Consider the following 26,223-nt stretch of genomic DNA (forward strand, 5'->3'; position numbering starts at 1 on the left):
AGAGGCGAATGACTAACGCTCACACCGAGCTGGGTCCACCGCCGCCGCTGCCGGAGGGCGCCCTGCGCGTCATCCCGCTCGGCGGTCTCGGCGCCATCGGCCGCAACATGACGGTCTTCGAGTACGACGGGAAACTTCTCGTCGTCGACTGCGGGGTGCTCTTCCCCGACGTCGAGCAACCCGGTGTCGACCTGATCCTGCCCGACTTCGCGCCGATCCTGGATCGGTTGGAGGACGTGCAGGCGATCGTGCTGACCCACGGTCACGAGGACCACATCGGCGCGGTGCCCTACCTGCTGGCCCACAAGCCGGACATCCCGCTGGTCGGCTCGGAGTTCACGCTGGCGCTGGTCGAGGCGAAACTGGCCGAGCGGCGGCTCGACCCGTACACGTTGACCGTCCGCGAGGGCGGTGTGGAGCGGCTCGGCCCGTTCGAGTGCGAGTTCTTCGCGGTGAACCACTCGATCCCGGACGCTCTGGCGGTCGCCGTGCGTACCCCCGCGGGTCTGGTCCTGCACACCGGCGACTTCAAGATGGACCAGGTGCCGCTGGACGGCCGGATCACCGACCTGGCCGGGTTCGCCCGGCTCGGCGCGGAGGGTGTCGACCTGCTGCTGTCCGACTCGACGAACGCCGAGGTCCCCGGGTTCGTGACGCCTGAGCGCGACATCGGCCCGGTGCTCAGCTCGATCTTCGGCAAGGCTCGGGGCCGGATCATCGTGGCCAGCTTCGCCTCGCACGTACACCGGGTGCAGCAGGTGATGGACGCGGCCTGGGAGCACGAGCGCAAGGTCGCGCTGATCGGCCGGTCCATGGTCCGCAACATGGGGATCGCCCGTGACCTGGGCCTGCTGCGTATTCCGGAGGGCCTGCTGGTCGGTCTGGACGAGGCCACCCACCTGCCGCCGGACGAGATCGTCTTCATGTCGACGGGTTCGCAGGGCGAGCCGATGAGCGCGCTCGGGCGGATGTCCACGGGTGATCACCGGCACATCACGATCGCCTCCGGCGACACGGTCGTGCTGGCGAGTTCGCTGGTGCCGGGTAACGAGACCTCGGTCTACCGGGTGATCAACCAGTTGTCCCGGGCCGGTGCCACGGTCGTCCACAAGGAGACGGCGAAGGTGCACGTCTCCGGTCACGCTCCGGCGGGCGAGCTGCGTTACCTGCTCAACGTGACGCGGCCGAGCAACCTGATGCCGGTGCACGGCGAGTGGCGGCACCTGCGGGCGCACGCCCAGCTCGGTATCGAGACGGGTGTCGCGCCGGACCGTGTGGTCCTCTGTGAGGACGGTGACGTCGTCGACCTGGTCGAGGGGCACGCCCGCGTGGTCGGCCGGGTCAAGAGCCGCTATGTCTACGTGGACGGTCTCGCCGTCGGTGACGTCAGCGAGTCGCTGCTCACCGAGCGCCGCATCCTCGGTGACGGTGGGTTCATCGCCGCCACGGTGGTGATCGACTCGGTGACCGGAAAGGTGGTCGGTGAGCCGGTCATCTCGGCGAAGGGCTTCTCGGAGGACCCGGAGGCGTTCAATCCGGTCGTCCCGTTGCTGACCGCGGCTCTGCACCGTTCGGCCGAGGACGGCATCACCGACACCCACCAGCTACAACAGGTGGTGCGGCGTACGGTGGGCCGTTGGGTGAACGACGCTTATCGACGTCGGCCGATGATCGTGCCGACGGTCGTCGAAGTCTGAGATTCCTGTGTAATCCATAAGAGTCAGCGTCCGTTTCAACCATCTTCGGCCGGGCTGCGTACTCCCTGGCACCGGTGCCGCCCCCACGGCACCCGTGGCGGAGGGAGTTCTCCAGATGCAGCGCAGTGCGATCGCCGTAGGGGCGGTTGTTGCGGTGGCGGGTGCGGCGGCGGTCGCCTTCACCCTGCCCTCGCTGGCCGGCACCGAAGAGCCCGGCGGGTCGAAGGCCGCGAGCGCTCCGGGGGGATTGTCCCCGGAGCTGCTCTCGGCGATGAAACGTGACCTCGGTCTCAACAGTGAACAGGCGGCGACCCGGCTGGCCCGCTCGGAATGGGCGGGCGGCGTCTCGGCGACGCTGGCCGCGCAGACCGGCGAGGACTTCGGTGGTGCCTGGCTCGCGTCCGACGGCACCACGCTCAAGGTCGCGGTGACCGACTCCGACGCGGCGTCGGCGGTGAAGGCCGCCGGTGCCGTACCGGTGCTGGTCAAGCGGAGCGAGTCCGAGCTGGACGCGCTGAAGACGAAGCTCGACGCGGCCGCGGCCGATGTCGAGGGCCTGACCGGCTGGTATGTCGACGTGCCCACCAACAAGGTGGTCCTGGTCGCCCAGCCCGGTGAGAAGTCGGAGGCTCTCGCGGCCGCCCGGCGGGCCGGTGTCTCCACCGAGGCGCTGACCGTGAAGATCAGCGACGCGCAGCCGAAGCCGCTGTTCGACGTGCGTGGCGCGGACCCGTACTTCATCAACATCGGTGGTGGGCAGGCCCGCTGCTCGATCGGTTTCTCGGTGACGACCGGTTTCGTCACTGCCGGTCACTGCGGCGAAGAGGGCACGGCGACCACCGGCTTCAACAACGAGGCGCAGGGCACTGTCGAGTTCTCGGTCTTCCCGGGCAACGCCGACATGGGCTTCGTCGCCGTCAACGACGACTGGACCCCGCGCCCGGTGGTCAACGACTTCAACGGCAACGAGCTGCCGGTGGCCGGTAACACCGAGGCCCCGGTCGGTGCGGCGATCTGCCGTTCCGGGTCCACGACCGGCACCTTCTGCGGCACGGTTCTGGCCAAGAACCAGACCGTCCAGTACCCGGAGGGCACCGTCACGGGGCTGACCCGTACCGACGTCTGCGCCGAGGGTGGCGACTCCGGTGGCCCGTGGCTCTCCGGTGACCAGGCGCAGGGTGTGACCTCGGGCGGTTCCGGCGACTGCACGGTCGGCGGCGAGACGTTCTTCCAGCCGCTGAACGAGATCCTGGCGGCGCAGAACCTGACCCTGGTCACCTCCGAGGGCGAAGGTGGCGCCGAGGCGACCACGCCGCCGCCGGCGGAGGAGGGCGAGGAGGCCTCCGAGTGTGACGCCCTCCCGGTGCAGCGCGACGGCACCATCACCCGGGCCGGCCAGAACCAGGCGCAGCCGAACGGCGGGGCCTACCGGGCCCGGGCCGGCACGCACACCGCCTGCCTGGACGCCCCGGACGGCGCCGACTTCGACCTGGTGCTGCAGAAGGCCAACAACCGCGGCCAGTTCCGTACGGTGGCGCAGTCCACCGGCACCGGTGACAAGACGCTGACCTTCACCGGCCGTTCCGGCACCTACCGGTACGTCGTCGTGGCCACGTCCGGCACCGGCGCGTACAGCCTGGGCTTCAACGTCCAGTAGCAACTGACCGGGGACGGTCCGGGCGTGGAAGCCGCCCGGGCCTGTCCCACCGCCGGGCCGGAGTCCTGCGCCCGGCTGGGACTCCCGGCCCGGCGATCATGATCGGGGTCCTCACGCTGAGCGTGGGGGCCCCGATTTCAGTTCGCCCAGGGCCTCGCCGAGCCGGCAGCCGGTCGCCACGCCGCACAGGATCACCTGGTCGAGTTGCTGGAGGGTGGCGCCGTGCTCCCAGTCGGTGGTGACCTCGCCCACCACGATGGCCTGGCCCTCGTCGGTGACCTGTACGTAGGCCTTGGGCCACAGCTGGTCCCGGTTCCACGTGTTGCAGAACTCGTAGAGCCGCGGCACCTCCTCGACCGAGAAGACGTGCTGCATCATGGCGCGCACCTGGAGGATCTCCCGCCGCTCACCGAGGCGGAAGAAGTAGATGAGGTTGCCCTGGAAGTTGCCCGCGATGTCGCCGTCGGCATCGACGAAGTACGAGAAGCCGCGCCCGTCCAGCGCGGCCTTGATCAAGTCGTTGCTGAGAGGTTGCACCTTACGATGGTAAATGCCGGGAAAGTGAAAAGCAGTCGCGGTGCGCCTTCTCGGCAGAGCGGCCCCGCCCGGCTACGGTGACATCCATGGCGGGCCGAACTCCTCCGGCGGGCCGGAGCCGTGCCGCGTCCACGACTCGGGGCGCGGCGGTCAACCGTGCCCAGCAACCGGCACGTAAAGCGACGGGCAAGGCTACCGGCAAGGCGGCCGCGCGCAAACCGGCCGCCCGGCGTCCCGCGGTTCGTAAGGCGCCGCCTCCCGCGGTCGGGCCCGGCATCGCCCGCGGCCTCGGCAGCCTCTGGCTCGGTGTGGCCGGCGGCGTCGGCTGGCTGGCCCGTGGCGCCGGCCGGCAGGCGGCCAGCGCCCGGGCGATCGGCCCCGAGCACCGCCGGGACGGCGCCGGTCTGTTCCTGCTCGGTGTCGCCATCCTGATCGCGGTCGCGGTCTGGGCGGGCAGCGCCGGCCCGGTCGGCCTCTGGGTGGCCGACATGGTGCGCCTGTTCCTCGGCAGCCTCGCGGTGCTGCTGCCGTTGCTGCTCTTCTACGGCTCGATCCGGTTGATGCGCCAGCCGGTCGACCCCGAGCATCGCGGGCGCACCATGGTCGGCTGGACCGCGATCATCGTGGCCACCGCGGCGCTGCTGCACATCTCCGGCCCGCGTTCCGACAATCCGACCGTCGACCAGGCCGGTGGTCTGCTCGGCTTCGGGGTCGGTGGCCTGCTCGAGCGTGCGGTGACCGACTGGGTGGCCGTACCGCTGCTGCTGTTGCTCTTCGCCTTCGGCCTCCTGGTGATCACCGCGACTCCGATCGCCAAGATCCCGGAGCGGGTCGCGCTGCTGCTCGATCTGGTCTCCGGCCGTTCCGGCCGGCACGTCGAGCGCCCGGTCCCGGAGCCGGACGCGGACCTCGACGTGGACCTGGACGAGATCCTGGAGGAGCCGGCGAAGCCGCGGCGCCCGGCCCGGCGCCGGCAGGGCTCGCAGGCCCAGGTCGCGCCGTTCGTCGACGAGGAGCCGCCGGACGACTTCGACGAGGAGATCATCCTGCACGACACGGTGGCCCTGCCGAAGCTGCCGAAGACCCGCAAGAAGGCCCCGCCCGAGCACTCGCCGATGCCGCCCACCCGGGCCGAGCAGCTGGAGATCTCGGCGGTCAAGGGCGACTACCGGCTGCCGCCGGCGAGCATCCTCGCCACCGGTGCGCCGCCGAAGGCCCGCAGTCGCGCCAACGACGAGATCATGGCCGCGCTCACCGGTGTGTTCGAGCAGTTCAACGTGGACGCGGTGGTGACCGGCTTCACCCGTGGGCCGACGGTCACCCGGTACGAGGTGGAGATCGGCCCCGGCACCAAGGTGGAGCGGATCACCCAGCTGTCGCGCAACATCGCCTATGCGGTGAAGTCGCCGGACGTGCGGATCCTGAGCCCGATCCCGGGCAAGAGCGCGGTCGGTGTGGAGATCCCCAACACCGACCCGGAGAACGTGTCGCTGGGGGACGTGCTGCGCTCGCGGGCGGCCGCCTCGGACCACCATCCGATGGTGGTGGCCCTCGGCAAGGACATCGAGGGCGGGTTCGTCGTGGCGAACCTGGCCAAGATGCCGCACATCCTCATCGCCGGCGCCACCGGCGCGGGCAAGAGCTCATGCCTCAACTCGCTGCTGGTGTCGCTGCTCACCAGGTCCACACCGGACGAGGTGCGGCTGCTCCTGGTCGACCCCAAGCGGGTGGAGATGACGGCGTACGAGGGGATCCCGCACCTCGTCACGCCGATCATCACGAACCCGAAGAAGGCCGCCGACGCCCTGGAGTGGGTCGTCCGCGAGATGGACATGCGTTACGACGACCTCGCCGCCAACGGGGTACGCCACATCGACGACTTCAACCGCAAGGTCCGCAACGGCGAGATCACGGCGCCGCCCGGCAGCGAGCGGGTGATGAAGCCGTACCCGTACCTGCTGGTGATCATCGACGAGCTGGCCGACCTCATGATGGTCGCCCCGCGCGACGTAGAGGACTCGGTCGTCCGGATCACCCAGCTGGCCCGGGCCGCCGGTATCCACCTGGTGCTCGCCACCCAGCGGCCCTCGGTGGACGTGGTCACCGGTCTGATCAAGGCGAACGTGCCGTCCCGGCTCGCCTTCGCCACGTCCTCGCTGGCCGATTCCCGGGTCATCCTGGACCAGCCGGGCGCCGAGAAGCTGCTCGGCCGGGGCGACGGTCTCTTCCTGCCGATGGGTGCCTCCAAGCCGACCCGTATCCAGGGTGCCTGGGTCGACGAGACGGAGATCGCGGCGGTCGTCAAGTTCTGCAAGGACCAGCGTGAGCCGGAGTTCCGCGAGGACGTCACCGAGGTCCCGCAGAGCAAGAAGAAGGAGATCGACGAAGAGATCGGCGACGACCTGGCACTGCTGATCCAGGCCATCGAGCTGGTGGTGTCCAGTCAGTTCGGGTCGACCTCGATGCTCCAGCGCAAGCTGCGGGTCGGTTTCGCCAAGGCGGGTCGCCTGATGGACCTGATGGAGACCCGCGGCATCGTCGGCCCCTCGGAGGGCTCGAAGGCCCGGGACGTGCTGGTCAAGCCGGACGAGCTGGAAGAGGCGCTGGCCGACCTCAAGGTCGACTGAGCACCGGCGCGGGGAAGGGCTGCCGGAACGTGAACGCACGCGGTCCGGGGCCCTCGGCGCCGAGCAGGGCCAGCCGCTGGAGGCCGTCCCGGAGCGTCGGGATGCGGCCGGCCTCGACCCACCACAGGACCATCGCGGACTCGCCCGGGACGAACCACTCCCGGCGGCGGCGCAGGTAGTCGAGGTGGGTGGAGTGGTAGACGTAGCCCCGGAGCGCCTCCAGGGACTCCCAGACCGACATCGTGGCGATCATCTCCGGCGGGGCCGGCTCGATCCCGAGCGCCGCCAGGTCGACGTCCTCCTCCTTGAGCCGCCAGACGAAACCGGGGGAGCGGTCGGCCAGTTCGTTCATCAGGTCGACGCCGGCGGTGAACTCGGCGACCAGGGGATCCCCCTCCGGGGCACGGAGCTTGGCGACGTTCATCTGGGCCAGGTGGAAGTCCGTCATGCGGTCACTCCACCAGGCCGTACAACTAAAGTCAATCGGTTTTGTTTTTAGAGACGGTGACGCAGCAGCGACCCGGCGCCGGATCCATCCGCGCGCACCAGTCCCCGGCCAGGCCGGCACCTTCCAGCAGCCCGTTGAGCATCGCCAGGTTCATGCCGCAGATCAGCGGGGGAAACTGCTCGGCCACCCGGTGATAGGGGCAGTTCCGCAGCTCGATCCGCCCGTCCTCGCGGGTGACCGGCTCGTAGCCGTTGCCGGTGAGCAGCGCCGTGACGTCCGGCTCCGGCCCGGCCTTGCGGCCGTGTTCCTCGGCCACCCGGTACAGCGTCTCCTCCGCGCCGGAGCGCTCCAGGGCCTCGGCCAGCAGCTCGGCGGCGCTGCGGTAGGCGCGCGGCGGCACGCTCACCGCGTGCTCCGCCGCGGACAGCCGGTACAGCTTGGCGGGACGTCCGGCGCCCGGCCCGCTCCGGCCCGATCTGCGGGAGTACGACACCTCGAGCAACCCGGCGTCCACCAGTTTGTCCAGATGGAACGCGGCGAGGGTGCGGCCCACGCCGAGCGCCTCGGCCACCTCGTCCCGTCCGGCCGGATCCGGCGCCGCGTCGGCCACCGCCCGGTACGCCGCACGCCGGACCCGGTCGGTGAGCGCGGTCACGGCGTCGAGATCGTCCAGGTGATCGGGTGAAGTCACCCCGTCATCGTATTGCCAACGACCTTTGGCGCTAGAGGCGTGACCTCGGGACCAGCCGAGCGGAGGAAGGGCCCGCCGCGGACGCCCGGTAACCTTGGCGGGTGTCTGGAACTCCTCCCACCCGCCGTGTCGCCCTCCTGACTCTGGGCTGCGCCCGTAACGAGGTCGACTCGGAAGAGCTGGCCGCCCGTCTCGACGCCGACGGCTGGGAGGTCGGCACCGACGCCGAGGGCGCCGACGTGGTCGTCGTCAACACCTGTGGCTTCGTCGAGAAGGCGAAGCAGGACTCGATCGACACCCTGCTCGCCGCGGCCGACACCGGGGCCAAGGTGGTCGCCGCCGGCTGCATGGCCGAGCGGTATGGCAAGGAGCTCGCCGATCAGCTCCCCGAGGCCAACGCGGTGCTCGGCTTCGACGACTACACCGACATCACCGACCGTCTGGAGAGCGTGCTGCGCGGCGAGAGCCATGTGTCGCACGTCCCGCGAGACCGGCGCGAGCTGCTCCCGATCACCCCGGTCGAGCGGCACGCGGCCAAGGTGGTCGTGCCCGGTCACGCCACCGTCGACGAGCACACCCCCGCCCACCTGCGCAAGGTGCTGCGCCGCCGGCTCGACACCGGCCCGGTCGCCTCGCTGAAGCTGGCCAGCGGCTGTGACCGGCGCTGCGCGTTCTGCGCGATCCCGGCCTTCCGCGGCGCGTTCGTCTCCCGCGACCCGCAGGAGCTGCTCGCCGAGGCGGAGTGGCTGGCCAAGTCCGGCGTCCGCGAGCTGGTCCTGGTCAGCGAGAACAGCACGTCCTACGGCAAGGACCTGGGCGACCCGCGCCTGCTGGAGAAGCTGCTGCCGCAGCTGGCCGCGGTGGACGGCATCGTCCGGGTCCGGGCCAGCTACCTTCAGCCCGCCGAGACCCGTCCCGGCCTGGTCGAGGCGATCGCCACCACGCCCGGCGTCGCCGCCTACTTCGACCTCTCCTTCCAGCATTCCAGCGAGCCGGTGCTGCGCCGGATGCGCCGGTTCGGCTCGACCGACCGCTTCCTGGAGCTGCTCGAGTCGGCCCGCAAGCTGGCGCCCTGGGCCGGCGCCCGGAGCAACTTCATCGTCGGTTTCCCCGGCGAGACCAAGCAGGACGTCGACGAGCTGATCCGTTTCCTCACCGAGGCGCGCCTCGACGCCATCGGCGTCTTCGACTACAGCGACGAGGACGGGACCGAGGCCGCCGGTCTGTCCGGCAAGCTGAGCGACGCGACGATCAAGCGGCGGTACGAGAAGGTCGTCGCGCTCGCCGAGGAGCTGTGTGCCCAGCGCGCCGAGGACCGGATCGGCAACACCGTCGAGGTCCTCGTCGACTCGATCGGCGACGGCGAGATCGAGGGCCGCGCCGAGCACCAGGCCCCGGAGGTGGACGGCTCCACCACCCTGGTCGCCGGGGGCGGCGAGGTCGACCTGTCGATGCTGCGCCCCGGTGACCTGGTCCGTGCCCGTGTCACCGGCACCGAGGGCGTCGACCTGATCGCGGTGCCGGTGGAGATGATCTCGGCAGCCCCGGTGACCCGGTGACCAACGAGCCGGTGCCCGCGCCGCGCGTGGTGTCGCTCTACAACGCGGCCAACGCGCTCACCGTGGTCCGGATCGTGCTCGTGCCGGTCTTCCTCGTCCTGGTCGTCGTCTCCGAGATGAACGATCCGGATTGGCGGATCGCCGCCTGCCTGGCGTTCTGCATCGCCTCGGCGACCGATTTCGCGGACGGCTGGATCGCCCGCAAGTGGCACCTGGTCACCTCGTTCGGCAAGGTCGCCGACCCGATCGCCGACAAGGCGCTCACCGGCACCGCCCTGGTCCTGCTCTCCCTCTACGGCCCGTTGTCGTGGTGGGTGACCGTGATCATCCTGGTCCGCGAGTGGGGGGTGACCGCCCTCCGTTTCTGGGTCATCCGGTATGGCATCATCCCCGCCTCCCGGGGTGGCAAGCTCAAGACCGGGCTGCAGACCGTCGCCATCGCGTGGTATCTGTGGCCCGTGCCGGAACCGTTCCATCTGGTCGGTGTCGTCCTGATGGCGGCCGCCCTGGTGGTCACCGTGGTCACCGGCGCCGACTACGTCTTCCAGGCTCTGAGGCTGCGCCGGAGCGCCCGGAGCTAGCCACCGGCGGGGAGGGTCCGATGGAGATGTCCGTGGCCGCGGCTGCGGCGGTGCACGCCCTCGTCGAGCGGCGGGAGACGGTGGCGACCGCCGAGTCGCTCACCGGTGGCCTGGTGGCCGCGACCCTCGTCGAGATCCCCGGGGTGAGTTCGGTCTTCCGGGGTGGGCTCGTGGTGTATGCGACGGAGCTCAAGGCGCGCCTCGCGGGCGTACCGGAGGGGTTGCTGGAGCAGCGCGGCCCGGTCGACGGTGACGTGGCCGCCGCCCTGGCCGAGGGCGCCCGGGAGCGTTGCGGCGCGGACTGGGGCCTGGCCACCACCGGTGTCGCGGGTCCGGAGCCGCAGGACGGCAAGCCGGTCGGCCTCGTCTATGTCGCCGTCGCCGACCGCGCCGGGTCCACGGTGCGCGAGCTGAAACTGGCCGGAAACCGCGCGGCCATCCGTACCGAAAGTGTGACGGCCGTCCTTCAATTGTTGACCGACTCTCTCCGAGCGCTGCCCGCACGGCTCTGAGCTGGCAATACTCGCCACCGTGCGCCGCTTGTCCGGTTCTGTCACGGGCCGGCCGGCCCGGGAATTCGGCGGGGCGGGATGTCGGCGCGGCTAACGCCAGGTACGGTTGCGGGAAGCCTCCGGCGTCAGCCGGCGGCGAGCTCGCAGGAGGAGGTGCCATGGTCCTGCTACGCCGCGTTATCGGCGACGCACTTCGTGCGCGCCGGCAGGGGCAGCACCGCACGCTGCGCGAGGTGTCGACCGCCGCAAACGTCAGCCTGGGATATCTGTCCGAGATCGAGCGTGGGCAGAAAGAGGCGTCCAGCGAGCTTCTCGCCGCCATCTGTGACGCTCTCGGCGCCCGGCTCTCCGAGTTGCTCAGTGAGGTCAGCAGCACGCTGTCCCTCGCGGAGAACATGGAGGGTGTGCTGGTCCCGATCGAGGAGAAGGCGAGCGCCGACGGGGATGTCTCCGTCTCGGTGCGCCGTGACTCCCCGCTCAAGGCGACGTTGCACGCGACCCGCAAACCGAAGCGGGACATCGTCTACGCCGCCTGATCATGAATACGTCTGTGCCGGGCCGCTCCCCAGGGAGCGGTCCGGCCTGCTTCGTGCCTCGCCGAGGGAGCTCAGGGGAGCGTAGCCTCGATGCCAGGGGAGACCCTGAGATCCCCCGGAGCACCCGTGACGCCGGTGGCGTCCGGCTGTCACGATGGGTTTCGCGTCATCGCTAGAAACCGCGGTGGCGCGTCCGACGGAGCGACATTTGAGGGGACACCACGAGATGGCGAATCCGTTCGTCAAGGGCTGGCATTACGTGATGGCGCTCTTCGGCGCGAAGATCGACGAATACGCCGACCCGAAGGTCCAGATCCAGCAGGCCATCGAGGACGCCCAGCGCCAGCACCAGGCGCTCGTGCAGCAGGCCGCTGCCGTCATCGGCAACCAGCGGCAGCTCGAGATGAAGCTGTCCCGGCAGATGTCCGAGGTCGAGAAGCTTCAGGGCATGGCACGCCAGGCCCTGGTGCTCGCCGACCGGGCCCGCGCCGCCGGTGACGAGTCCGAGGCTCAGAAATACGAGCAGACCGCGCAGACCCTGGCCACCCAGCTGGTCGCCGGCGAGCAGTCGATGGAGGACCTGAAGACCCTCCACGACCAGGCTCTCGGCGCCGCCGGCCAGGCCCGCAAGGCGGTCGAGAACAACGCGATGCTCCTGCAGCAGCGCATCGCCGAGCGGTCCCGTCTGCTCAGCCAGCTCGAGCAGGCCAAGATGCAGGAGACCGTGGCCAAGTCGCTCGAGTCGATGTCGCAGCTCGCCGCGCCGGGCAACACCCCGTCGCTGGACCAGGTGCGCGACAAGATCGAGCAGCGGTATGCGAATGCCATGGGCCGGGCCGAGCTGGCCTCCAACTCGGTCGAGGGCCGCATGCTCGAGGTGCAGAAATCCAGCCTGGACCTGGCCGGTGCCTCCCGTCTCGAGCAGATCCGCTCCAGCATGGCGGGGGAGAAGCTGGGCGGCGCCGCCGCGCAGCCGGCCGTCGAGCAGCCCGCCACACCGGCCGCCGACGCGGCGAGCGTGGCCCGTCTCGACGAGATCCGCGCCAGCATGAATCAGAAGCGCGGCGACACCACCGCGGCCGGCTGACCGGCCCGGACAGATAGGCGGAAGGGGAGCGAGGGTGGACGAGCGGGCCAGGTACTTCCGGCGACTCAAGCGGCTGCGGGGATCGGCGCGGCGGTGGAGCGTGCTGGGCGGTGGCCTGACCGCGGCGGCGGCCGTCCTCACCCCCTACGCGGGGATCGGTGCCGGCGACGCGGCCTGGGCGGCCGCGGCCGGAGCATCGGCGGTCCTCGCCATGTGGCGGTGGAAGGATCATCGTGAGCTCGCCGCCACCCCCGCGCCACCGCCCTCCCTCCCCGAGGACAAGCTCAGCAAGGCCCTCCAGCGGTTCCCCGCCGGTCAGACGGTGCTGCGGGAGGTCCGGCGGCAGCGCGGGCGTTATGCGCTGCGCGGTTCGGCGATCGCCGACGCGTGGGACCGTCTGGACCGCGCCTCCCAGGCCATGACCGGGCTGGCCGGCCGACTCACCGGGGCCGGCGAGACGGCGATGCTGGAGGCGGCCACCGCCGAGCAGTGGTTGCGCGATCTGGGGCAGCGGGTGGCGAGCGTGGAGCGGGCCGTCCCGCTGGCACAGCCCGGCCAGCGGGAGGCGCTGATCGAGTCGCACGCCGGGCTGGCCGAGCAGTTCACCGAGGGTGTCGAGGCTTACGAGCAACTGGTGGCGGCCGCGGCGACCTATGTCGCGGAGGATGGGCATCCGGTGGCCGAGAGCCGGCATCCGGGCTACTTCAGCCTGGTCGACGCGGCTGATCGGCTCCGGGGGATCGCTGAGGGGCTGGCCGAGTTGCGGACCACTGAGTTCCGCGTCCCGCCCTCCTCTTCCACGCCGTCCTCCTCCGGGCCGTCCTCCTCCGGGCCGTCCACTTCTGGGCCTTCGTCTTCTGGGCCTTCGTCCTCCGGGCCGCTGGCGGAGTCCGGCCCCTCCTCCGCGGAGTTCGGGGAGTTGTCCGAGGCGCGTACCACCAGATTGCGGACCCCACCCGGCTCGCGGTCGACAGCGTCGGGCTGAACGGCCGTCAGGGTTCGGGCTGGCAGCGCGGGCACCAGTAGGTGACCCGGTCGTCCTGTTCGGCCTTGCGGATCGCCGTGCCGCACCGGCGGCACGGCTGGGCGCGACGGCCGTACACATAGCTGGTCTCGCCCTTGCGAAGCGACCCGGTCGTGGTCTGCGTCCAGCGGCCGCGGTTGTTGGCCACCAGTTTCTGGGCCATCTCGACGGTGCCGGTGAGGTCCGTCACGCGCTCGACCGGGGTCCAGGGCCACAGGCCGCGCAGAAACAGCGTCTCCGCCTTGTAGAGGTTGCCCACACCGGCCAGATTGCGCTGGTCCAGCAGCGCCTCGGCGATCGAGGCCGACGGTGCCGCGGAGATCCGCCGGACCGCCTCGGCCGGATCCCAGTCGGCGCCCAGCAGATCCGGTCCGAGATGGCCGACGAGTGTCTCCTCCCCGGCCGTCGGGAGCAGGGCGATCTCGTGCAGGTGGTACCCGACGGCGACCGAACGGGCGGTCCGCAGCACCACCCGGATCAGATGGGCGGGGCGGCCGGTCCAGCGTTCCCCCGGCCGGTAGGCCCGCCAGGCGCCGTCCATCCGCAGATGCGAGTGGAGGGTGTGCGGCGGCCTGCCCTCCCGGGTCAGGCGCAGCAGCAGATGCTTGCCACGGCTCGCCGATTCGGCCACCGTCCAGCCGGTCAGGTCGGTGGTGGCCAGCCGGGGAACGCGGAAGTCCGAACCGGTCAGGGTCTCGCCGGTCAGGGCCTTCTCCAGCACGCGCGCGGTGTTCCAGACGGTGTCGCCTTCCGGCATGCTGCCATTCTTCCCCGTGCGGGCGGCTTCAGTCGCTTTCCGGTCCCCTTCTCGGCCCGGGGAAATCCGGGTGCCCCGGCGCCGGACGGCTGAGATTCTGCCCGCATGGATCTGGATATCGCCCCCATCGGGGATCGGACCGAGCTCTACCGGGAACTCGACGGAGGCTGGCCGGAATTCATGAGCAAGGATCCGACCAGTGGCTTCTTCTATCGCTATGCCGACCGTTTCTGGCCGGAGTTCTCCCTGCTGGCAGTCGATCGGGCGACGGGGCGGGCGGTGGCCAAGGCGCATTCCGTGCCGTTGTCCTTCGACGGTGACCTGGCGGACGGCCTGCCCGAGGGCGGCTGGGACTGGGCCATCCGCACCGCCATGCACGACCATCTCAACAACATCGAACCGACGATGGTCTCCGCTCTGGAAATCAACATCCGGTCCGATCTGCGCGGCTCCGGCCTCTCCGGAATCATGCTCACGGCCATGCGCGACAACGCGGCCCGGCACGGATTCACCGATCTCGTCGCGCCGGTCCGGCCCAGCGGCAAACCCAAGGACATTCAAGGACCCATCGATGAGTACGCCCACGCGATCCGCCCCGACGGACTGCCGGTCGACCCGTGGCTGCGCGTACACGTCCGTGCCGGGGCCACGATCGTCAACGTCGCGCACTACAGCATGACGTACGCCGGAACCCTCGCGGAGTGGCGCTCGTGGACCGGCCTGCCGTTCGACCGGACCGGGCCGGTCGAGGTGCCCGGTGCCCTGTCCCCGATCCACTGCGACACGGCCCAGGACCACGCCGTCTACGTCGAACCCAACGTCTGGGTCCACCACCGCATGTGAACGTCCCGCTCCCGGCCGGGGCGTCTCCCCGGCCGGGTCGCTGCCGGGGTGCTTCCGCGCCCGGTGTCAGCGGGCGGTGATCCGGACCATGTCGCCGGGGACGACCGAGAGCAGGACGACGGCCCGCCCGTTGTTGACCGCGATCGCGACCCGATCCGCGGAGTCGGCGAAGACGAGCAGCTCACCCACGTTCACGTCAGCGAACGTGGTGCCCCGCCGGGCCCGGACCCCACCGTTGACCAGCAGCTCGGAGCCGAGACCGGACAGCGCCGCCCCGTCCGCCGCGAGCTGCACGTTGCCGAACCGGTCGACGGTCAGCACCTCGGCCTCGATCCAGCCGTCGCCGATCGTCGCTACCGGGTCCGGGAGACGGGTCAGCCCGGCCGGGTCAACCGCCGGTCCGGCCTCTTCCGGCGCCGCGCCGAGCGCCAACCGGGCCGCGGCCGGGGCGAACACGTCCCGACCATGGAAGGTGCGGGACACGCCGCCGAGCGTCCAGTCCTTGTTGTCCAGCTCGTAGGCGGCCGTGACGCCACCGAGAGCCTCGGCGGCCCAGATCAGCACACCGTTGTCGGGCCCGACGAGGAGTCCGCCGGGTGTGGTCAGCACGACGCCACGGCGGGCCGTGCCGACCCCGGGATCGACGACCGCGAGATGCACCGAGGCCGGCAGGTGCGGTGCGGTCTGTGCCAGGACGGCCGCACCGCGCGCGACGTCGGCCGGCGGCACATGATGAGTGACGTCAATCACTCTCACCTCGGGTGCGATCCGAGCGATCGAGCCATGGCACGCGGCGACGAAGCCGTCAAATGTGCCGTAATCAGTCGTGAAGCTGATCCATCCATAACCGGCCATGGTGGCCAACGTTACTGCCTGTCGATGATCGATGGGCGGCTGGCGCGCCGGACCGTCGTGGCACTGTTGTGGCCATGCGTCTCGTGATCTTCACCGAACCCCAGCAGGGCGCCAGCCACGACGATCTCCTGCGGGTCGCCAAGGCCGCCGAGGACGGCGGATACGACGGGTTCTTCCGTTCCGACCACTACCTCAGGATGGGCGACGGGGCCGGTCTGCCCGGCCCGACCGACGCCTGGATCACGCTCGCCGCCCTGGCCGTGCAGACGTCCCGCATCCGGCTCGGCACACTCGTCAGCTCGGCCACGTTCCGTCTGCCCGGCCCGCTGGCGATCGCGGTCGCCCAGGTCGACGCGATGAGTGGCGGCCGCGTCGAGTTCGGCCTCGGCGGCGGCTGGTTCGAGAGCGAGCACACGGCGTACGGCATCCCGTTCCCGCCGGTCGGCGAGCGCTTCGACCGTCTCGAAGAACAGCTGGAGATCATCACCGGCCTGTGGTCCACCCCGGCCGGTTCCCGGTACGACTTCGCCGGCAAGCACTACCAGGTCACCGACTCGCCCGCGCTGCCCAAGCCGGTCCAGGCCCCGGTCCCGGTCATCGTCGGCGGCCACGGCAAGAAGCGCACCCCGTACCTGGCGGCCCGCTACGCCACCGAGTTCAACGTCCCGTTCTCCAAGATCGAGGACATCCCGGCCCAGTACGCCCGGGTCAGCGCCGCGGCCGAGGCTCTGGGCCGTACCGAACCGCTCGCCTACTCCGCCGCCGCCGTCCTCTGCGTGGGCCGGGACGACGCGGAGGTCAACCGCCGGGCCGCCGCGATCGGCCGCGAAGCCGACGAGATGCGGGCCAACGGCGGCATCGTCGGAACGCCCGCCGAGGCCGCCGAAACCATCAAGCGGTACGCGGAGGCCGGCGCTTCCCGCCTGTTCCTCCAGGTCCTCGACCTGTCCGACCTGGACCACATCGACCTGGTGGCCGCCGAGGTGGCCCCGAAACTCTGACCCGGAACGGCGGCCGGCCCACCAACACCGGCCGCCACCCCGCCGCGGCCGTCCGTCACCCGCCGGGCCCCGTCACCCGCCGGGCCCCGTCACCTCGAACTCCCGGGGCAGGCCGAGGACCTGCGAGGAGGCGGCCCGCCGGGCCCGCCACCCTGCGCCGGGCCCGGCCACCCTGCGCCGGGCCCGGCCACCCTGCGCCGGGCCCCGCCACCCTGCGCCGGGCCTCGTCGCCTTGCGCCGGGCTCCACCAACTCGCGCCGGGCCCTCGCCGCCCTGCGCCGGCCCCCGCCACCCCACGCTGAAGCCCCGCCATGGCCGGCCACCCCGCCATGGCCGGTTATCCCGCGCGGGTCACCTTGCCTGGGCCGGCTAACCCGCGGGGGCGCCAGCCGCCTATCCGAGATTGGCCGTCATCGCAGCCGTGGATCAGGCGCGGAGGCGGAGGCCCCGTGGTGTCGTGCGGAATCCGGCCGCCGTCAGCGCGTCCCGCAACGGCGACGCGTGCACCGACTCGCCGTCGGCCCGCTCGACCGACATGGCGCCCAGCGCTCCGGACCGCACCGCCCCGGCGAGGCCGTGTGCCCCGTGGGTGAGCAACTCCGCGTCGTCGGTGAAGGACAGCAGCGTCCGCCCCCCACGCTCGACGTAGAGCACCAGGTCGCCGCCGGCCAGCACCACCAGGGCACCCGCTTTCCGCCCGGCCCGGTGACCGGCCTTGGCGGTCGGCTCCCCGTCGCCGCTGTCCACGACACGGTCCGGCCATGGCAGCGCCGCCCCGTAAGGATTGGCCGGGTCGGTCGCGGCCAGCACCACCGCCGGTGGGCCGCCACGTCGCTCCTCGTCCGGCTCGTTCAGCGCCCGCAGCCGGTCGACCGCGCCCGGAACCGCGAACTGCGCCGCCCCGAGCCCCTCGACGAAGTAGCCCCGCCGGGCCGCCCCACGCTCCTCCAGCGCGGCCAGCACCGGATAGACCGCCGCGAACCCGCCGGTCACCCCCTCGGCCACGGCTGCTCCCCGGGTCACCACGCCGTGCCGCTCGAGCAGCACGTCGGCGACGGCGGGCGCCCGCCGGGTCGGGTCGAGATCGCGATCGGGAAGCCGTGACCAGCGGCCCGCCATGTTCGGCGGCCCGCCCCGCGCCGGCAGATGGGGTCGTCCCGGTCGCCGGTACCGTGAGCGGGCCGGCGCCGCTTTCGCCCGGTGCGCGCCACTGCCGCCGAGTAGGGCCCGCAGCGGGGCGAACGTGTCGTTCGTCAGATGCCCGGCCCACACGAGATCCCACACGGCCGCGGCCAGGTCGGTGTCGTCGGTGGAGCCGACCCGGTCGGAGAGTGAGCGGAAGAACAGCGCCTGCCCGCCGTCGAGCGCGTCGAGGACGGCCTGGTGCAGCGGACCGGAGGCGAACCCGTCGTCGGGCGGTGGCAGCAGCAGTGGCGCGCTCTCCGCGTAGGCCAGCGTCACCCAGCCGTCCCCGCCGGAGATCGACCCGGACCCGGCCCACAGGACCTCACCCGAGGCGCACAACTCGTCGAGCTGCGGCGCCGCGTAGTCGGCCACCCGGGCCGGCAGCACCAGCCGCTCCCACGCCGACGCCGGCACCGCCACGCCCTGGACCTGCTCGATCGCGGCGGCCAGCGCGTCCACCCCGCGGGTGTTCCCGCCGACCTGCTGCCAGCGGGGCAGGAAGGTGGCCAGCACCCGCGGTGGGACCGGCTCGATCTCCCGGCGCAGGGCGGCCAGGGAGCGCCGCCGCAGCATCCGCAACACCTCGGCGTCGCACCACTCGCTGCCGGCGCCACCGGGGGAGAACTCGCCGGAGGTGACCCGGCCGGTCGCGCTGAGCCGTTTCAGAGCCTGCTCGACCACGAAGACCCCGAGCCCGAACCGGGCCGCACAGGTCGCCGCCGCGAACGGCCCGTGCGTGCGGGCGTACCGAGCCACCAGGTCACCGAGCGGGTCGGCGACCGGCTCCAGATAGGCCTCCGGAATACCGACCGGCAGCGCCACTCCGAGCGCGTCCCGATAGCGCCCGGCGTCGTCGATGCCGATCCACCGGTCCTCACCGGCCACCCGCACCCGTACCGCCCGGCGGGCCGCGGCCAGACCGTCCACCCACTCCTCGGGGACCCCCCGCACGGCCAGCTCACCGGCCGACAGGTCGCCGAGGAGCCGGAGCAGCTCGGCCGCGTCCTCGGCGTCACGGGGTGTGCGCTGGGCGGTGAGCCACTGCAGCTGCGCCTCGGTCTCGGCCATCACCTCCGGGTCGAGCAGCTCACGCAGGTCGACCCGGCCGAGCAGCTCACCGAGCAGAGTGGAGTCGAGGGCCAGCGCGGCGGCCCTGCGCTCGGCCAGCGGCGCGTCCCCCTCGTAGAGGAAAGCACCCACATAGCCGAACAGCAGCGACCGGGCGAACGGCGACGGCCGCGCGGTCTCCGTCTCGACCAGCCGGACCTTACGGCCGGCGATCTCCCGCATCAGCCCGGTCAGGCCGGGCACGTCGAAGACGTCCTGCAGACACTCGCGGGCCGCCTCCAGAGTCACCGGGAAGTCGGCGAACTCGCGGGCCACGTCGAGCAGCTGCGCCGAGCGTTGCCGCTGCTGCCAGAGCGGCTGACGGCGGCGCGGGTCGCGGCGGGGGAGCAGCAGCGACCGGGCGGCACACTCCCGGAACCGGGACGCGAACAGCGCCGACGTGCCGACCGACTCCTCGACCAGCTGGGCGATCTCCTCCGGGTCGAAGGCGATCAGATCGGCCCCGGGTGGCTCATCCGCCGTGTCGGGCAGTCGCACCACGATCCCGTCGTCGGAGGGCATGACCTGGCCGTCGACCCCGTAACGCTCGGAGAGCCGGCGGGCGATCGCCAGCGCCCACGGCGCGTTCACCCGGGCGCCGAGCACGCAGTGCACGGTCATCCGCCAATCACCCAGCTCGTCGCGGAACCGCTCGACCACGACCGTCCGGTCGTCGGGCAGATGGCGGGTCGACTCCCGCTGCTCCCGCAGGTAGGCCACGAGGTTGCCAGCGGCCCACTCGTCCAGCCCCGACTCCCGCAGTGTGCTGGTCGCCGCCTCGTCGCCGGCCTTGACCAGAGCACGGAGCCGGGCACCGATCGCCCGGCCCAGCTCGATCGGGCGGCCGGGGGAATCCCCCTTCCAGAACGGCATCCGGGCCGGGGCTCCCGGGGCGGGGGACACCAGCACCCGGTCGGGCGTGATGTCCTCGATCCGCCAGGACGTCGACCCGAGCAGGAAGACGTCACCCACCCGGGACTCGTAGACCATCTCCTCGTCGAGCTCGCCCACCCGCGAGGCCCGCTCCGACCCGGCCAGGAAGACACCGAACATCCCTCGGTCGGGGATCGTGCCGCCGCTGGTCACGGCGAGTCGCTGCGCGCCGGGACGGCCGGTGAGCAGGTCGGTCGCCCGGTCCCAGACCAGGCGTGGCCGCAGCTCGGCGAACGCGGTCGACGGATAGCGGCCGGACAGCATGTCGAGCACCGCGTGCAGCGCCGACGACGGCAGCTCGGCGAACGGAGCAGCCCGCCGGACCAGCGCCGCGAGATCGTCGACCTGCCACTCGTCGAGCGCGGTCATCGCGACGATCTGCTGGGCCAACACGTCCAGCGGGTTGCGGGGGCAGCGCAGCTCCTCGATCGCGCCGTCACCCATCCGCTCCGCCACGACGGCGCAGGACAACAGGTCACCGCGATGCTTCGGGAAGACCACGCCACGCGACACCGCGCCCACCTGGTGACCGGCCCGGCCGATGCGCTGGAGACCGGCCGCGACCGACGGCGGCGCCTCGATCTGCACCACCAGATCGACGGCACCCATGTCGATGCCCAGCTCCAGGCTCGACGTCGCCACCACCGCCGGGAGATGCCCGGACTTGAGCGCCTCCTCGATCTGCTTGCGCTCCTCACGGGAGACGCTGCCGTGGTGGGCGCGGGCCACCACCGGTGGCGCGCCACGGGTGGCACCGGCCTGTGCCATGATCTCCGCCGGCATCCGTGAACCGGCCGTGACCTGCGCGGACTCCGGATCGGCGCGCTCGGCGGCCAGCTCGTTGAGACGGGCACAGAGCCGCTCGGACCCGCGCCGCGAATTGGTGAACACGATCGTCGACCGGTGCGCCTGGATCAGATCGAGAACCCGCTCCTCGACGGCCGGCCAGATCGACGGCGTGTGCCGGCCGGCCCCCGGATCGTCCTGATCGGAATCGGGAGCCTCGTCGAGCCGTGTCATGTCCTCCACCGGGACCTCGACCGTCACCTCGATCGTCTTGGCGCTGCGTGGCTGCACGATCTCGACATCCTGAGCGCCACCGAGGAACCGCGCCGTCTCGTCGATCGGCCGGACGGTCGCGGACAGCCCGATCCGCTGAGCCGGGCGCTCCAGCAGCGCGTCGAGCCGCTCGAGGGAGAGTGCCAGGTGGGCGCCACGCTTCGTCGCCGCGACTGCGTGCACCTCGTCGATGATCACTGTCTGGACGCCGCGCAGCGACTCCCTCGCGGCCGACGTGAGCAGCAGGAACAACGACTCCGGCGTGGTGATCAGAATGTCCGGCGGGGTCCGCGCGAAACCACGCCGCTCCTCGGCCGGGGTGTCACCGGTGCGCATGCCGACGGTGATCTCGGGTGGTGGCAGGCCGAGCCGCCCGGACGCCTGCCGGATCCCGGTCAGGGGCGCCCGAAGATTGCGCTCCACGTCGACCGCGAGCGCCTTGAGCGGGCTGATGTAGAGCACCCGGCACCGCCGGCGGACCTGCTCGGGAACCGCCTCGCGGGCCAGCCGGTCCAGCGACCAGAGGAAGGCCGCCAGCGTCTTGCCGGACCCGGTCGGCGCGACCACCAGCGCGTTGCGCCCCGCGCCGACCGCCCGCCACGCCCCGGCCTGAGCGGCGGTGGGCGCGGCGAAGGCGGCCGTGAACCACTCCCTGGTGGCCGGCCCGAACTGCTCCAGCACGTCTCGCACGTCTCACATCCTGCCTCGGGGGTGTGACAGAAACCGGGGCGCCGGCGCGCCTCCGGAGAGAGATTTCCCGGTTCGGCAGGTTCGATCACCTTTCGCTTTTCCAGTGGTACGCGCTCCCGCCTCTTTCGCGATCAGGGAGCTCGTTCGGCCGTACACCCCGTTGGTCATGGTTTTTCTGATCTTGGTGTTCTGAGCAGTAACCGGGTGATCGTCGTTCCTTGGCCGGTCTGTGGCTGATTATCCTGATACCCGACGTGATGGGTGGGTGCCGATGGCGGTCAGGCAGATGCTCGTCGCTGGCCGGTACCGTCTTCAGGAACCGGTCGGCGCGGGTGGGATGGGCCGGGTCTGGCTGGCCCGCGACGAGATGCTGCACCGTGACGTGGCCGTCAAGGAGATCGTTCCGCCGGAGTGGATGTCCGATGCTGAACAGCATCGGCTCCGCGAGCGGACCCTCCGGGAGGCCCGCAGCGCCGCGCGTCTCAGCCATCCCCACGTGGTTCGGATCTATGACGTGGTGCACGCTGAGGGGCAGTCCTGGATCGTCATGGAGTATGTCCCGTCCCGCTCGCTCTACCAGGTATTGAACGAGGACGGGCCCTACGATCCGGCCGCTGCCGCGCGGATCGGCCTGGCCGTGCTGGACGCACTCGCGGCCGCGCACCGAGCCGGTGTCCTGCACCGCGACGTGAAACCGCACAACGTCCTCATCGGCACCGATGGTCGTGTCGTGCTGACCGACTTTGGTCTTGCGACGTTCGTTGATGACGGAGGGGTGACCGCGCCCGGGCTGATCGTCGGTTCGCCGCAGTACGTCTCTCCGGAACGCGCCCGCGACGGCGCCTCCACTGTCGAATCGGATCTGTGGTCGCTGGGTGCCACGCTGTACGCGGCGGTCGAGGGGCATTCGCCGTATGCGAGGGAGACCGCGATGGCGACCCTCGCCGCCCTCGCCACCGAACCTCCTGACCCGCCTGTCCGAGCCGGTCCGCTCGCGGCCGTTCTCGACGGGTTGTTGCGCTACGAGCCCGCGACCCGGCTCACCGTGTCCGAAATCGAACGCCGCCTCCGCATGATCGTCTCCAGTGATCCGCAGGAGATCCCCTTCCTGCCCGGACGGCGTGCGGCTCGTGCCGGGGAGGCGCGGCATCCCCGTCCGACCGGCGCGCCCGCGAAGCCGGGGGTGGTTCCGAGGCAGGCGGCGGCTCCCGCGGGATCAGGGCATACCGGGGTGATCGGCCCGGTCAGGCCGGGCGGTCCACATCGAGGAACAGCCACTGTCACCAGCCGAATGCCGCCGTCCCCGGCCCCGTATCCCCGAACCCCGCCGCGTTCCTCGTCCCCGTCCCCATCCTCGTCCCCGTCCCCATCCTCGTCCTCGTCCTCGACCCCGTCCTCGATCCCGTCCCCGGCCCCGACCTCGACCCCGTCCTCAACCTCGTCCTCGACCTCGGCCCCCTCCGTGCCCTCGCCGGTGGCGCCTTCGCCGAACCTTGATTCGTCCGCATCCGCCTCGGCGATCTCTGCGGCCTCTCCTGCGGGTTCTTCCGCTGCCGTTCCCGCGCGGCCGCATGGATCACCGGTTCCGGCGTTGCCTTCGTCCGCAGCGGCGTCGGTCGGCCCGCGCGACGGTCGGCGGACCGCACCTTCGTCTTCGGCAGCGTCCGACTCGGGCTCCGCGTTACCGCACGACCATGTCAAGAAGTCCGAAAATGATCCCCTCCTGCCGAGTCAGGTGGCCCCGTCCGGTTCGGGCATGCCGCCGGGGAGGAGGACGCCGGGTGCACCTCCGGCCGCCGTCGACGGATTGGTGGGGCCGGGCACCCATGCCGATGCCGAGAGACCGGCGGGACGTGTTCCACAACAGCCGAACAGAAGCGCTGATCCTTCTGCCCACGCAGCCTCTGTGGCGAACGCGGCCGGCGCCGTGAATCCTGCCGGAGACCCCATCCGAAAGCCGGCAGGCGAGAAGAACCGCCCCACCTCAAGGACTGGCGGTACAGGCGCGACGTCCGAGAGGGCACCATCGGCCGAGCCGGAAGATTCCGGTGGGACATCAGCGGCCGGGGCAGGCGACGCGGAGAAGCCTGAGTCAACGGCAAGGCCCGGCGATATGTCCATCCGGAAACCCGTACCAGGACCGGGTGGATCCGAGCGGCAGCCGGTTCCTGACTCGAACCGACCCACACAGGAGCCGACGCCTGAATCGGAGGGGCCTGCGCGGGAGCCGGTCGCTGGACTGCACCGGCCCGCACGAGAGTCGGTACCTGAATCGGATGGATTCGCGCGGAAGTCTATGCCGGGACCGGACGGGTCCGTGTCGGAGTCTGTGCCGAGGCCGGACGGAGTCGCGCATGACCCGGTACCCGGACGGCAGGAAGCCATGCCGGAATCGGCGACCCGATCAAGCGGCGTGTCCGCTCGGGTTCCGACCGAAACGACGGCCGTCGAGATCGCGCGGCGGATGGTCGACGGGAGTCGCCGGGAAACGCCGCCACGAACCGAACCGAGTCCGGATAACCAAGTCCCCAGCGCAGCCACCGCTGACCGGGATTCGAGGCCGGACCGAACATCGGCAGCCGCCCGTGATCCCGGCGCCGGCCGCAAGCCCCCGACCGGCCAGGCACCTGTCACCGGTAGGGGTTACATCGCTGGTGCGGCACCGCCCGCCGACGGCAGCGCCGAGTCCAACCAGACGACCGATAATGACCGGGAGTTCGGCGCGGATCTTGGCGGTGGGGATCGCGGTGGCGCGGATCTTCGTGACGCGGATCGCGGTGACGCGGATCTTCGTGGCGCGGATCGTGGTGGCGCGGATCTTCGTGGCGCGGATCGCGGTGAGTCGGCCGTGCCGAGTGGTTCCATCGGTCGGGACGAGTCGGCCGGGGCGGACGAATTCGTCGGCCAGGATGAGTCCCGTGCGCCCCGGCGGTCTGTTCCACCAGGGCAGGGGGTGGTCCTGGTCGGTGTGATCACGACGGCGGGCGGCACCGAGATTCCCCACCGGAATTCGGGGCGTACGGCCGCGAGGCGTGTCACCCATGCGCGCCTGGCTGTCACCGCTCTCGTCGTCCTGCTGCTCAGCGGCAGCCTGCTGGCCAGCTATGTCGTTGAACGGACCACTGCCCGACCCCAGGTCTTCCTCCCCACGCCGTTGTCGACCCAAGCGTCCCCGGATCCCTCACCTACCTCCACGACCGGCCCTGGCGCCCCGGCCACGACAGGTGCCGCCAAAGGTCCCGATTTGCCGGGAGCCCCGGGCGTCTCGGATGCTTCCGCCGGGCCGGGAACGACGTCCGTGGCTCCGGAGCAACCACCGGCTTCCTCGGGCGTGACATCAGCGTCCGAACCCGCGGTCGCGCCCGTGCAGGCATTCTCACCGTCGCTGTGCGACTCGCCGCCGCCCGACGATCTGCCCGTGACCCCGCTGGCTGGCGCGGCCCAGGGTGTGAGTGGCCTGAACCTCCCGTCCGGATGGTCCTACTTCACCGACGGCTCCGGTTTTCACATCGCGGTACCGGACGGCTGGACCTATCAGCTCATCGGCGCCACCCACTGTTTCCGGAGCCCCCGCAACGCCAGAACCCTGACCCTGGACGCGGCCCGTGATCCCGCCGCCGACCCGGTGACGGAGTCCCGCGCCGAGGAGAGCCGACTCGCCGCTTCGGGAGAACTGCCCGATTACGCGCTCATCGGTGTCAACCCGGTGCCGCTGCTGAACAAGGCCGCGGACTGGGAGTACCGCTACCGCTCCGCGGGTGGCACCGCCCGGCATGCGGTCTTCCGGTGGTTCGTCATGGGCGGCAGAGCGTACGCACTGGGCTGGAGCACCACGGAAAAGGCCTGGACCGCTGATCTTCCCAAGATCCAGATGATCCGCAGCACGTTCTACTCGAAACGCTCGACACCCTCTCCGCAATCCGAGCCATCGAGCTCCGGCCCGTGACCACGCGCTTGGCAGGCCACACGTTGGCCGTAGCGGAGAAGCGTCGTGACCGGACGAGAAGCGTCGTGGGCGACGAAACCAGCGAGGTGAGGAGCAATGGCGTGGTGAGGAGCGACAGCGAGGTGAGGAGAAATGGCGAGGTGAAGAGCAGCAGCGGCACAAGGAGGAGCAGCGGAAGGCTGAGCCGATCCATCGGGCCGGGCCGGGCCGGCCGCTGTTGGCTCAGCCGACGCTCGCCGTTGCCAGCTTGATGCCGAACCCCACGAACAGGGCGCCCACCGCGGTCGCCGCCCCGGTCGCCAGGCGGCGCCGACGCTGGAACTGGCCGGCGAGATAGCGACCCCCGAAGATCAACGCGGAAAGGTAGAGCACGCTGAAGAACTGCACCACCGACCCGAGAACCAGGAACGACAGCGCGGGATGGGCGTAGCCGGGCTCGACGAACTGGATGAAGAACGAGAGGAAGAACAGGATCGCCTTGGGGTTGAGCAGGCTGATCACGGCGGCCCGGCGGAAGGGGCGCTGAAGCTCGGCCGGTGGCTCCTCGATCGTCGCTGGGGCGGTCTCCGCACGATTGCGCCACTTGGCCCAGGCGCCGCGGATGATGTTGATGCCGACCCACCCGAGATAGGCGGCGCCCGCGTACTTGAGGACGAGGAACAGGGGTGGGTAGGCGCTCAGCAGCGAGGCGACCCCGGTCGCGGAGAGGACCATCAGGACCGTGTCGCCGAGGAACACCCCGGCCGCGGCCTGATAGCCGGCCCGGATGCCCCGCTGAGCGCCCACCGACAACACGAAGATCGAGTTGGGGCCTGGCAGAAGAATGATCGCGACCACGCCGAGCACGTAGGTCCAGAAATCGGTGATGCCCAGCATCGGTCAGCCTTTCTC

Annotated in this window: 19 protein-coding genes and 2 pseudogenes; 13 read left to right on the forward strand and 8 right to left on the reverse strand. The window is 71.2% G+C overall.

Annotated elements, in window-relative coordinates; genetic code table 11:
* Window positions 1-8: 8 nt before the first annotated feature.
* A complete protein-coding gene (locus ACFO0C_RS23775; protein ID WP_378068859.1) occupies window positions 9-1,697 on the forward strand; it encodes a ribonuclease J in 1,689 nt (562 codons plus the stop codon).
* Window positions 1,698-1,812: 115 nt separating this feature from the next.
* A complete protein-coding gene (locus tag ACFO0C_RS23780) occupies window positions 1,813-3,354 on the forward strand; it encodes a S1 family peptidase (protein ID WP_378068860.1) in 1,542 nt (513 codons plus the stop codon).
* A 111-nt stretch (window positions 3,355-3,465) separates the two neighbouring features.
* On the opposite strand, the gene ACFO0C_RS23785 is transcribed toward ACFO0C_RS23780, so the two are convergent.
* Window positions 3,466-3,891: a YbjN domain-containing protein gene (locus ACFO0C_RS23785; RefSeq protein ID WP_378068861.1), complete on the reverse strand. Its 426-nt coding sequence runs from the start codon at window positions 3,889-3,891 to the stop codon at window positions 3,466-3,468.
* 86 nt (window positions 3,892-3,977) lie between these two features.
* Between ACFO0C_RS23785 and ACFO0C_RS23790 the strand changes: the two genes are divergently transcribed.
* Window positions 3,978-6,518: a DNA translocase FtsK gene (locus ACFO0C_RS23790; protein WP_378068862.1), complete on the forward strand. Its 2,541-nt coding sequence runs from the start codon at window positions 3,978-3,980 to the stop codon at window positions 6,516-6,518.
* Here the strand turns inward: ACFO0C_RS23790 and ACFO0C_RS23795 are convergent.
* Both ACFO0C_RS23795 and ACFO0C_RS23800 read right to left on the reverse strand, forming a co-directional pair.
* Entirely contained in the window at window positions 6,505-6,966 is a 462-nt protein-coding gene (locus ACFO0C_RS23795) for a DUF3291 domain-containing protein (RefSeq protein WP_378068863.1), read from the reverse strand. The two genes, ACFO0C_RS23790 and ACFO0C_RS23795, sit on opposite strands and share 14 nt — an antisense overlap.
* Before the next feature lie 31 nt (window positions 6,967-6,997).
* Complete coding sequence (locus ACFO0C_RS23800) at window positions 6,998-7,657, reverse strand: helix-turn-helix transcriptional regulator (protein WP_378068864.1); 660 nt, start codon at window positions 7,655-7,657, stop codon at window positions 6,998-7,000.
* 101 nt (window positions 7,658-7,758) lie between these two features.
* Between ACFO0C_RS23800 and rimO the strand changes: the two genes are divergently transcribed.
* The 6 genes and pseudogenes from rimO to pspM all read left to right on the forward strand — a co-directional run.
* The gene (gene rimO, locus ACFO0C_RS23805; RefSeq protein ID WP_378068865.1) at window positions 7,759-9,216 is read left to right on the forward strand and encodes a 30S ribosomal protein S12 methylthiotransferase RimO; all 1,458 of its coding nucleotides are present in this window, start codon (window positions 7,759-7,761) and stop codon (window positions 9,214-9,216) included.
* Window positions 9,213-9,797 carry a CDP-diacylglycerol--glycerol-3-phosphate 3-phosphatidyltransferase gene (pgsA, locus tag ACFO0C_RS23810; RefSeq protein WP_378068866.1) on the forward strand — a complete coding sequence of 195 codons (585 nt, stop codon included), beginning with the start codon at window positions 9,213-9,215 and terminating at the stop codon, window positions 9,795-9,797. The genes rimO and pgsA overlap by 4 nt, the downstream gene beginning before the upstream one ends.
* Before the next feature lie 20 nt (window positions 9,798-9,817).
* Window positions 9,818-10,309, forward strand: coding sequence for a CinA family protein (locus ACFO0C_RS23815; protein ID WP_378068867.1), 492 nt, complete (start codon window positions 9,818-9,820; stop codon window positions 10,307-10,309).
* Between the two features lie 158 nt (window positions 10,310-10,467).
* Window positions 10,468-10,845, forward strand: a complete 378-nt coding sequence (locus tag ACFO0C_RS23820) for a helix-turn-helix domain-containing protein (protein WP_378068868.1) — start codon at window positions 10,468-10,470, stop codon at window positions 10,843-10,845.
* A 226-nt stretch (window positions 10,846-11,071) separates the two neighbouring features.
* A complete protein-coding gene (locus ACFO0C_RS23825; RefSeq protein WP_378068869.1) occupies window positions 11,072-11,932 on the forward strand; it encodes a PspA/IM30 family protein in 861 nt (286 codons plus the stop codon).
* Between the two features lie 34 nt (window positions 11,933-11,966).
* Window positions 11,967-12,707 (forward strand): annotated as a pseudogene (gene pspM / locus ACFO0C_RS23830) (phage shock envelope stress response protein PspM); the annotation flags it as partial.
* A 217-nt stretch (window positions 12,708-12,924) separates the two neighbouring features.
* Here pspM and ACFO0C_RS23835 read toward each other — a convergent pair.
* Window positions 12,925-13,713, reverse strand: a complete 789-nt coding sequence (locus ACFO0C_RS23835) for a DNA-formamidopyrimidine glycosylase family protein (RefSeq protein ID WP_378068870.1) — start codon at window positions 13,711-13,713, stop codon at window positions 12,925-12,927.
* Between the two features lie 105 nt (window positions 13,714-13,818).
* Here ACFO0C_RS23835 and ACFO0C_RS23840 point away from each other — a divergent pair, with 105 nt between their 5' ends.
* Complete coding sequence (locus tag ACFO0C_RS23840) at window positions 13,819-14,556, forward strand: N-acetyltransferase (RefSeq protein WP_378068871.1); 738 nt, start codon at window positions 13,819-13,821, stop codon at window positions 14,554-14,556.
* Between the two features lie 66 nt (window positions 14,557-14,622).
* On the opposite strand, the gene ACFO0C_RS23845 is transcribed toward ACFO0C_RS23840, so the two are convergent.
* Entirely contained in the window at window positions 14,623-15,411 is a 789-nt protein-coding gene (locus tag ACFO0C_RS23845; protein WP_378068872.1) for an SAM hydrolase/SAM-dependent halogenase family protein, read from the reverse strand.
* A gap of 74 nt (window positions 15,412-15,485) precedes the next feature.
* Here ACFO0C_RS23845 and ACFO0C_RS23850 point away from each other — a divergent pair, with 74 nt between their 5' ends.
* Entirely contained in the window at window positions 15,486-16,412 is a 927-nt protein-coding gene (locus ACFO0C_RS23850) for an LLM class F420-dependent oxidoreductase (RefSeq protein WP_378068873.1), read from the forward strand.
* Between the two features lie 426 nt (window positions 16,413-16,838).
* Here ACFO0C_RS23850 and ACFO0C_RS23855 read toward each other — a convergent pair whose 3' ends face one another.
* On the reverse strand, window positions 16,839-21,377 hold the full coding sequence (locus ACFO0C_RS23855) for an ATP-dependent helicase (protein ID WP_378069137.1): 4,539 nt from the start codon (window positions 21,375-21,377) through the stop codon (window positions 16,839-16,841).
* 346 nt (window positions 21,378-21,723) lie between these two features.
* Between ACFO0C_RS23855 and ACFO0C_RS23860 the strand changes: the two are divergent.
* Window positions 21,724-22,395, forward strand: a pseudogene (locus tag ACFO0C_RS23860) (serine/threonine-protein kinase); the annotation flags it as partial.
* Between the two features lie 1,395 nt (window positions 22,396-23,790).
* On the opposite strand, the gene ACFO0C_RS23865 reads toward ACFO0C_RS23860, so the two are convergent.
* On the reverse strand, window positions 23,791-24,552 hold the full coding sequence (locus ACFO0C_RS23865) for a hypothetical protein (protein ID WP_378069154.1): 762 nt from the start codon (window positions 24,550-24,552) through the stop codon (window positions 23,791-23,793).
* Between the two features lie 252 nt (window positions 24,553-24,804).
* Between ACFO0C_RS23865 and ACFO0C_RS23870 the strand changes: the two genes are divergently transcribed.
* Complete coding sequence (locus tag ACFO0C_RS23870; RefSeq protein ID WP_378069155.1) at window positions 24,805-25,332, forward strand: hypothetical protein; 528 nt, start codon at window positions 24,805-24,807, stop codon at window positions 25,330-25,332.
* 222 nt (window positions 25,333-25,554) lie between these two features.
* Here ACFO0C_RS23870 and leuE read toward each other — a convergent pair whose 3' ends face one another.
* Window positions 25,555-26,208 (reverse strand): leucine efflux protein LeuE, encoded by a 654-nt coding sequence (leuE, locus tag ACFO0C_RS23875; RefSeq protein ID WP_378068874.1) that lies wholly within the window; start codon window positions 26,206-26,208, stop codon window positions 25,555-25,557.
* Window positions 26,209-26,223: the final 15 nt, after the last annotated feature.

Origin of the sequence: Actinoplanes subglobosus, assembly GCF_042650585.1 — a bacterium.
GTDB classification, from domain to species: Bacteria; Actinomycetota; Actinomycetes; order Mycobacteriales; family Micromonosporaceae; genus Actinoplanes; species Actinoplanes subglobosus.

Bases quoted from the DNA above. Each gene is read 5' to 3' on its own strand.
- ACFO0C_RS23775 (WP_378068859.1), top strand. From the start codon at position 9: ATGACTAACGCTCACACCGAGCTGGGTCCACCGCCGCCGCTGCCGGAG.
- ACFO0C_RS23780 (WP_378068860.1), top strand. From the start codon at position 1,813: ATGCAGCGCAGTGCGATCGCCGTAGGGGCGGTTGTTGCGGTGGCGGGT.
- ACFO0C_RS23790 (WP_378068862.1), top strand. From the start codon at position 3,978: ATGGCGGGCCGAACTCCTCCGGCGGGCCGGAGCCGTGCCGCGTCCACG.
- ACFO0C_RS23795 (WP_378068863.1), bottom strand. From the start codon at position 6,966: ATGACGGACTTCCACCTGGCCCAGATGAACGTCGCCAAGCTCCGTGCC.
- ACFO0C_RS23815 (WP_378068867.1), top strand. From the start codon at position 9,818: ATGGAGATGTCCGTGGCCGCGGCTGCGGCGGTGCACGCCCTCGTCGAG.
- ACFO0C_RS23820 (WP_378068868.1), top strand. From the start codon at position 10,468: ATGGTCCTGCTACGCCGCGTTATCGGCGACGCACTTCGTGCGCGCCGG.
- ACFO0C_RS23825 (WP_378068869.1), top strand. From the start codon at position 11,072: ATGGCGAATCCGTTCGTCAAGGGCTGGCATTACGTGATGGCGCTCTTC.
- ACFO0C_RS23835 (WP_378068870.1), bottom strand. From the start codon at position 13,713: ATGCCGGAAGGCGACACCGTCTGGAACACCGCGCGCGTGCTGGAGAAG.
- ACFO0C_RS23840 (WP_378068871.1), top strand. From the start codon at position 13,819: ATGGATCTGGATATCGCCCCCATCGGGGATCGGACCGAGCTCTACCGG.
- ACFO0C_RS23845 (WP_378068872.1), bottom strand. From the start codon at position 15,411: ATGGCCGGTTATGGATGGATCAGCTTCACGACTGATTACGGCACATTT.
- ACFO0C_RS23850 (WP_378068873.1), top strand. From the start codon at position 15,486: ATGCGTCTCGTGATCTTCACCGAACCCCAGCAGGGCGCCAGCCACGAC.
- leuE (WP_378068874.1), bottom strand. From the start codon at position 26,208: ATGCTGGGCATCACCGATTTCTGGACCTACGTGCTCGGCGTGGTCGCG.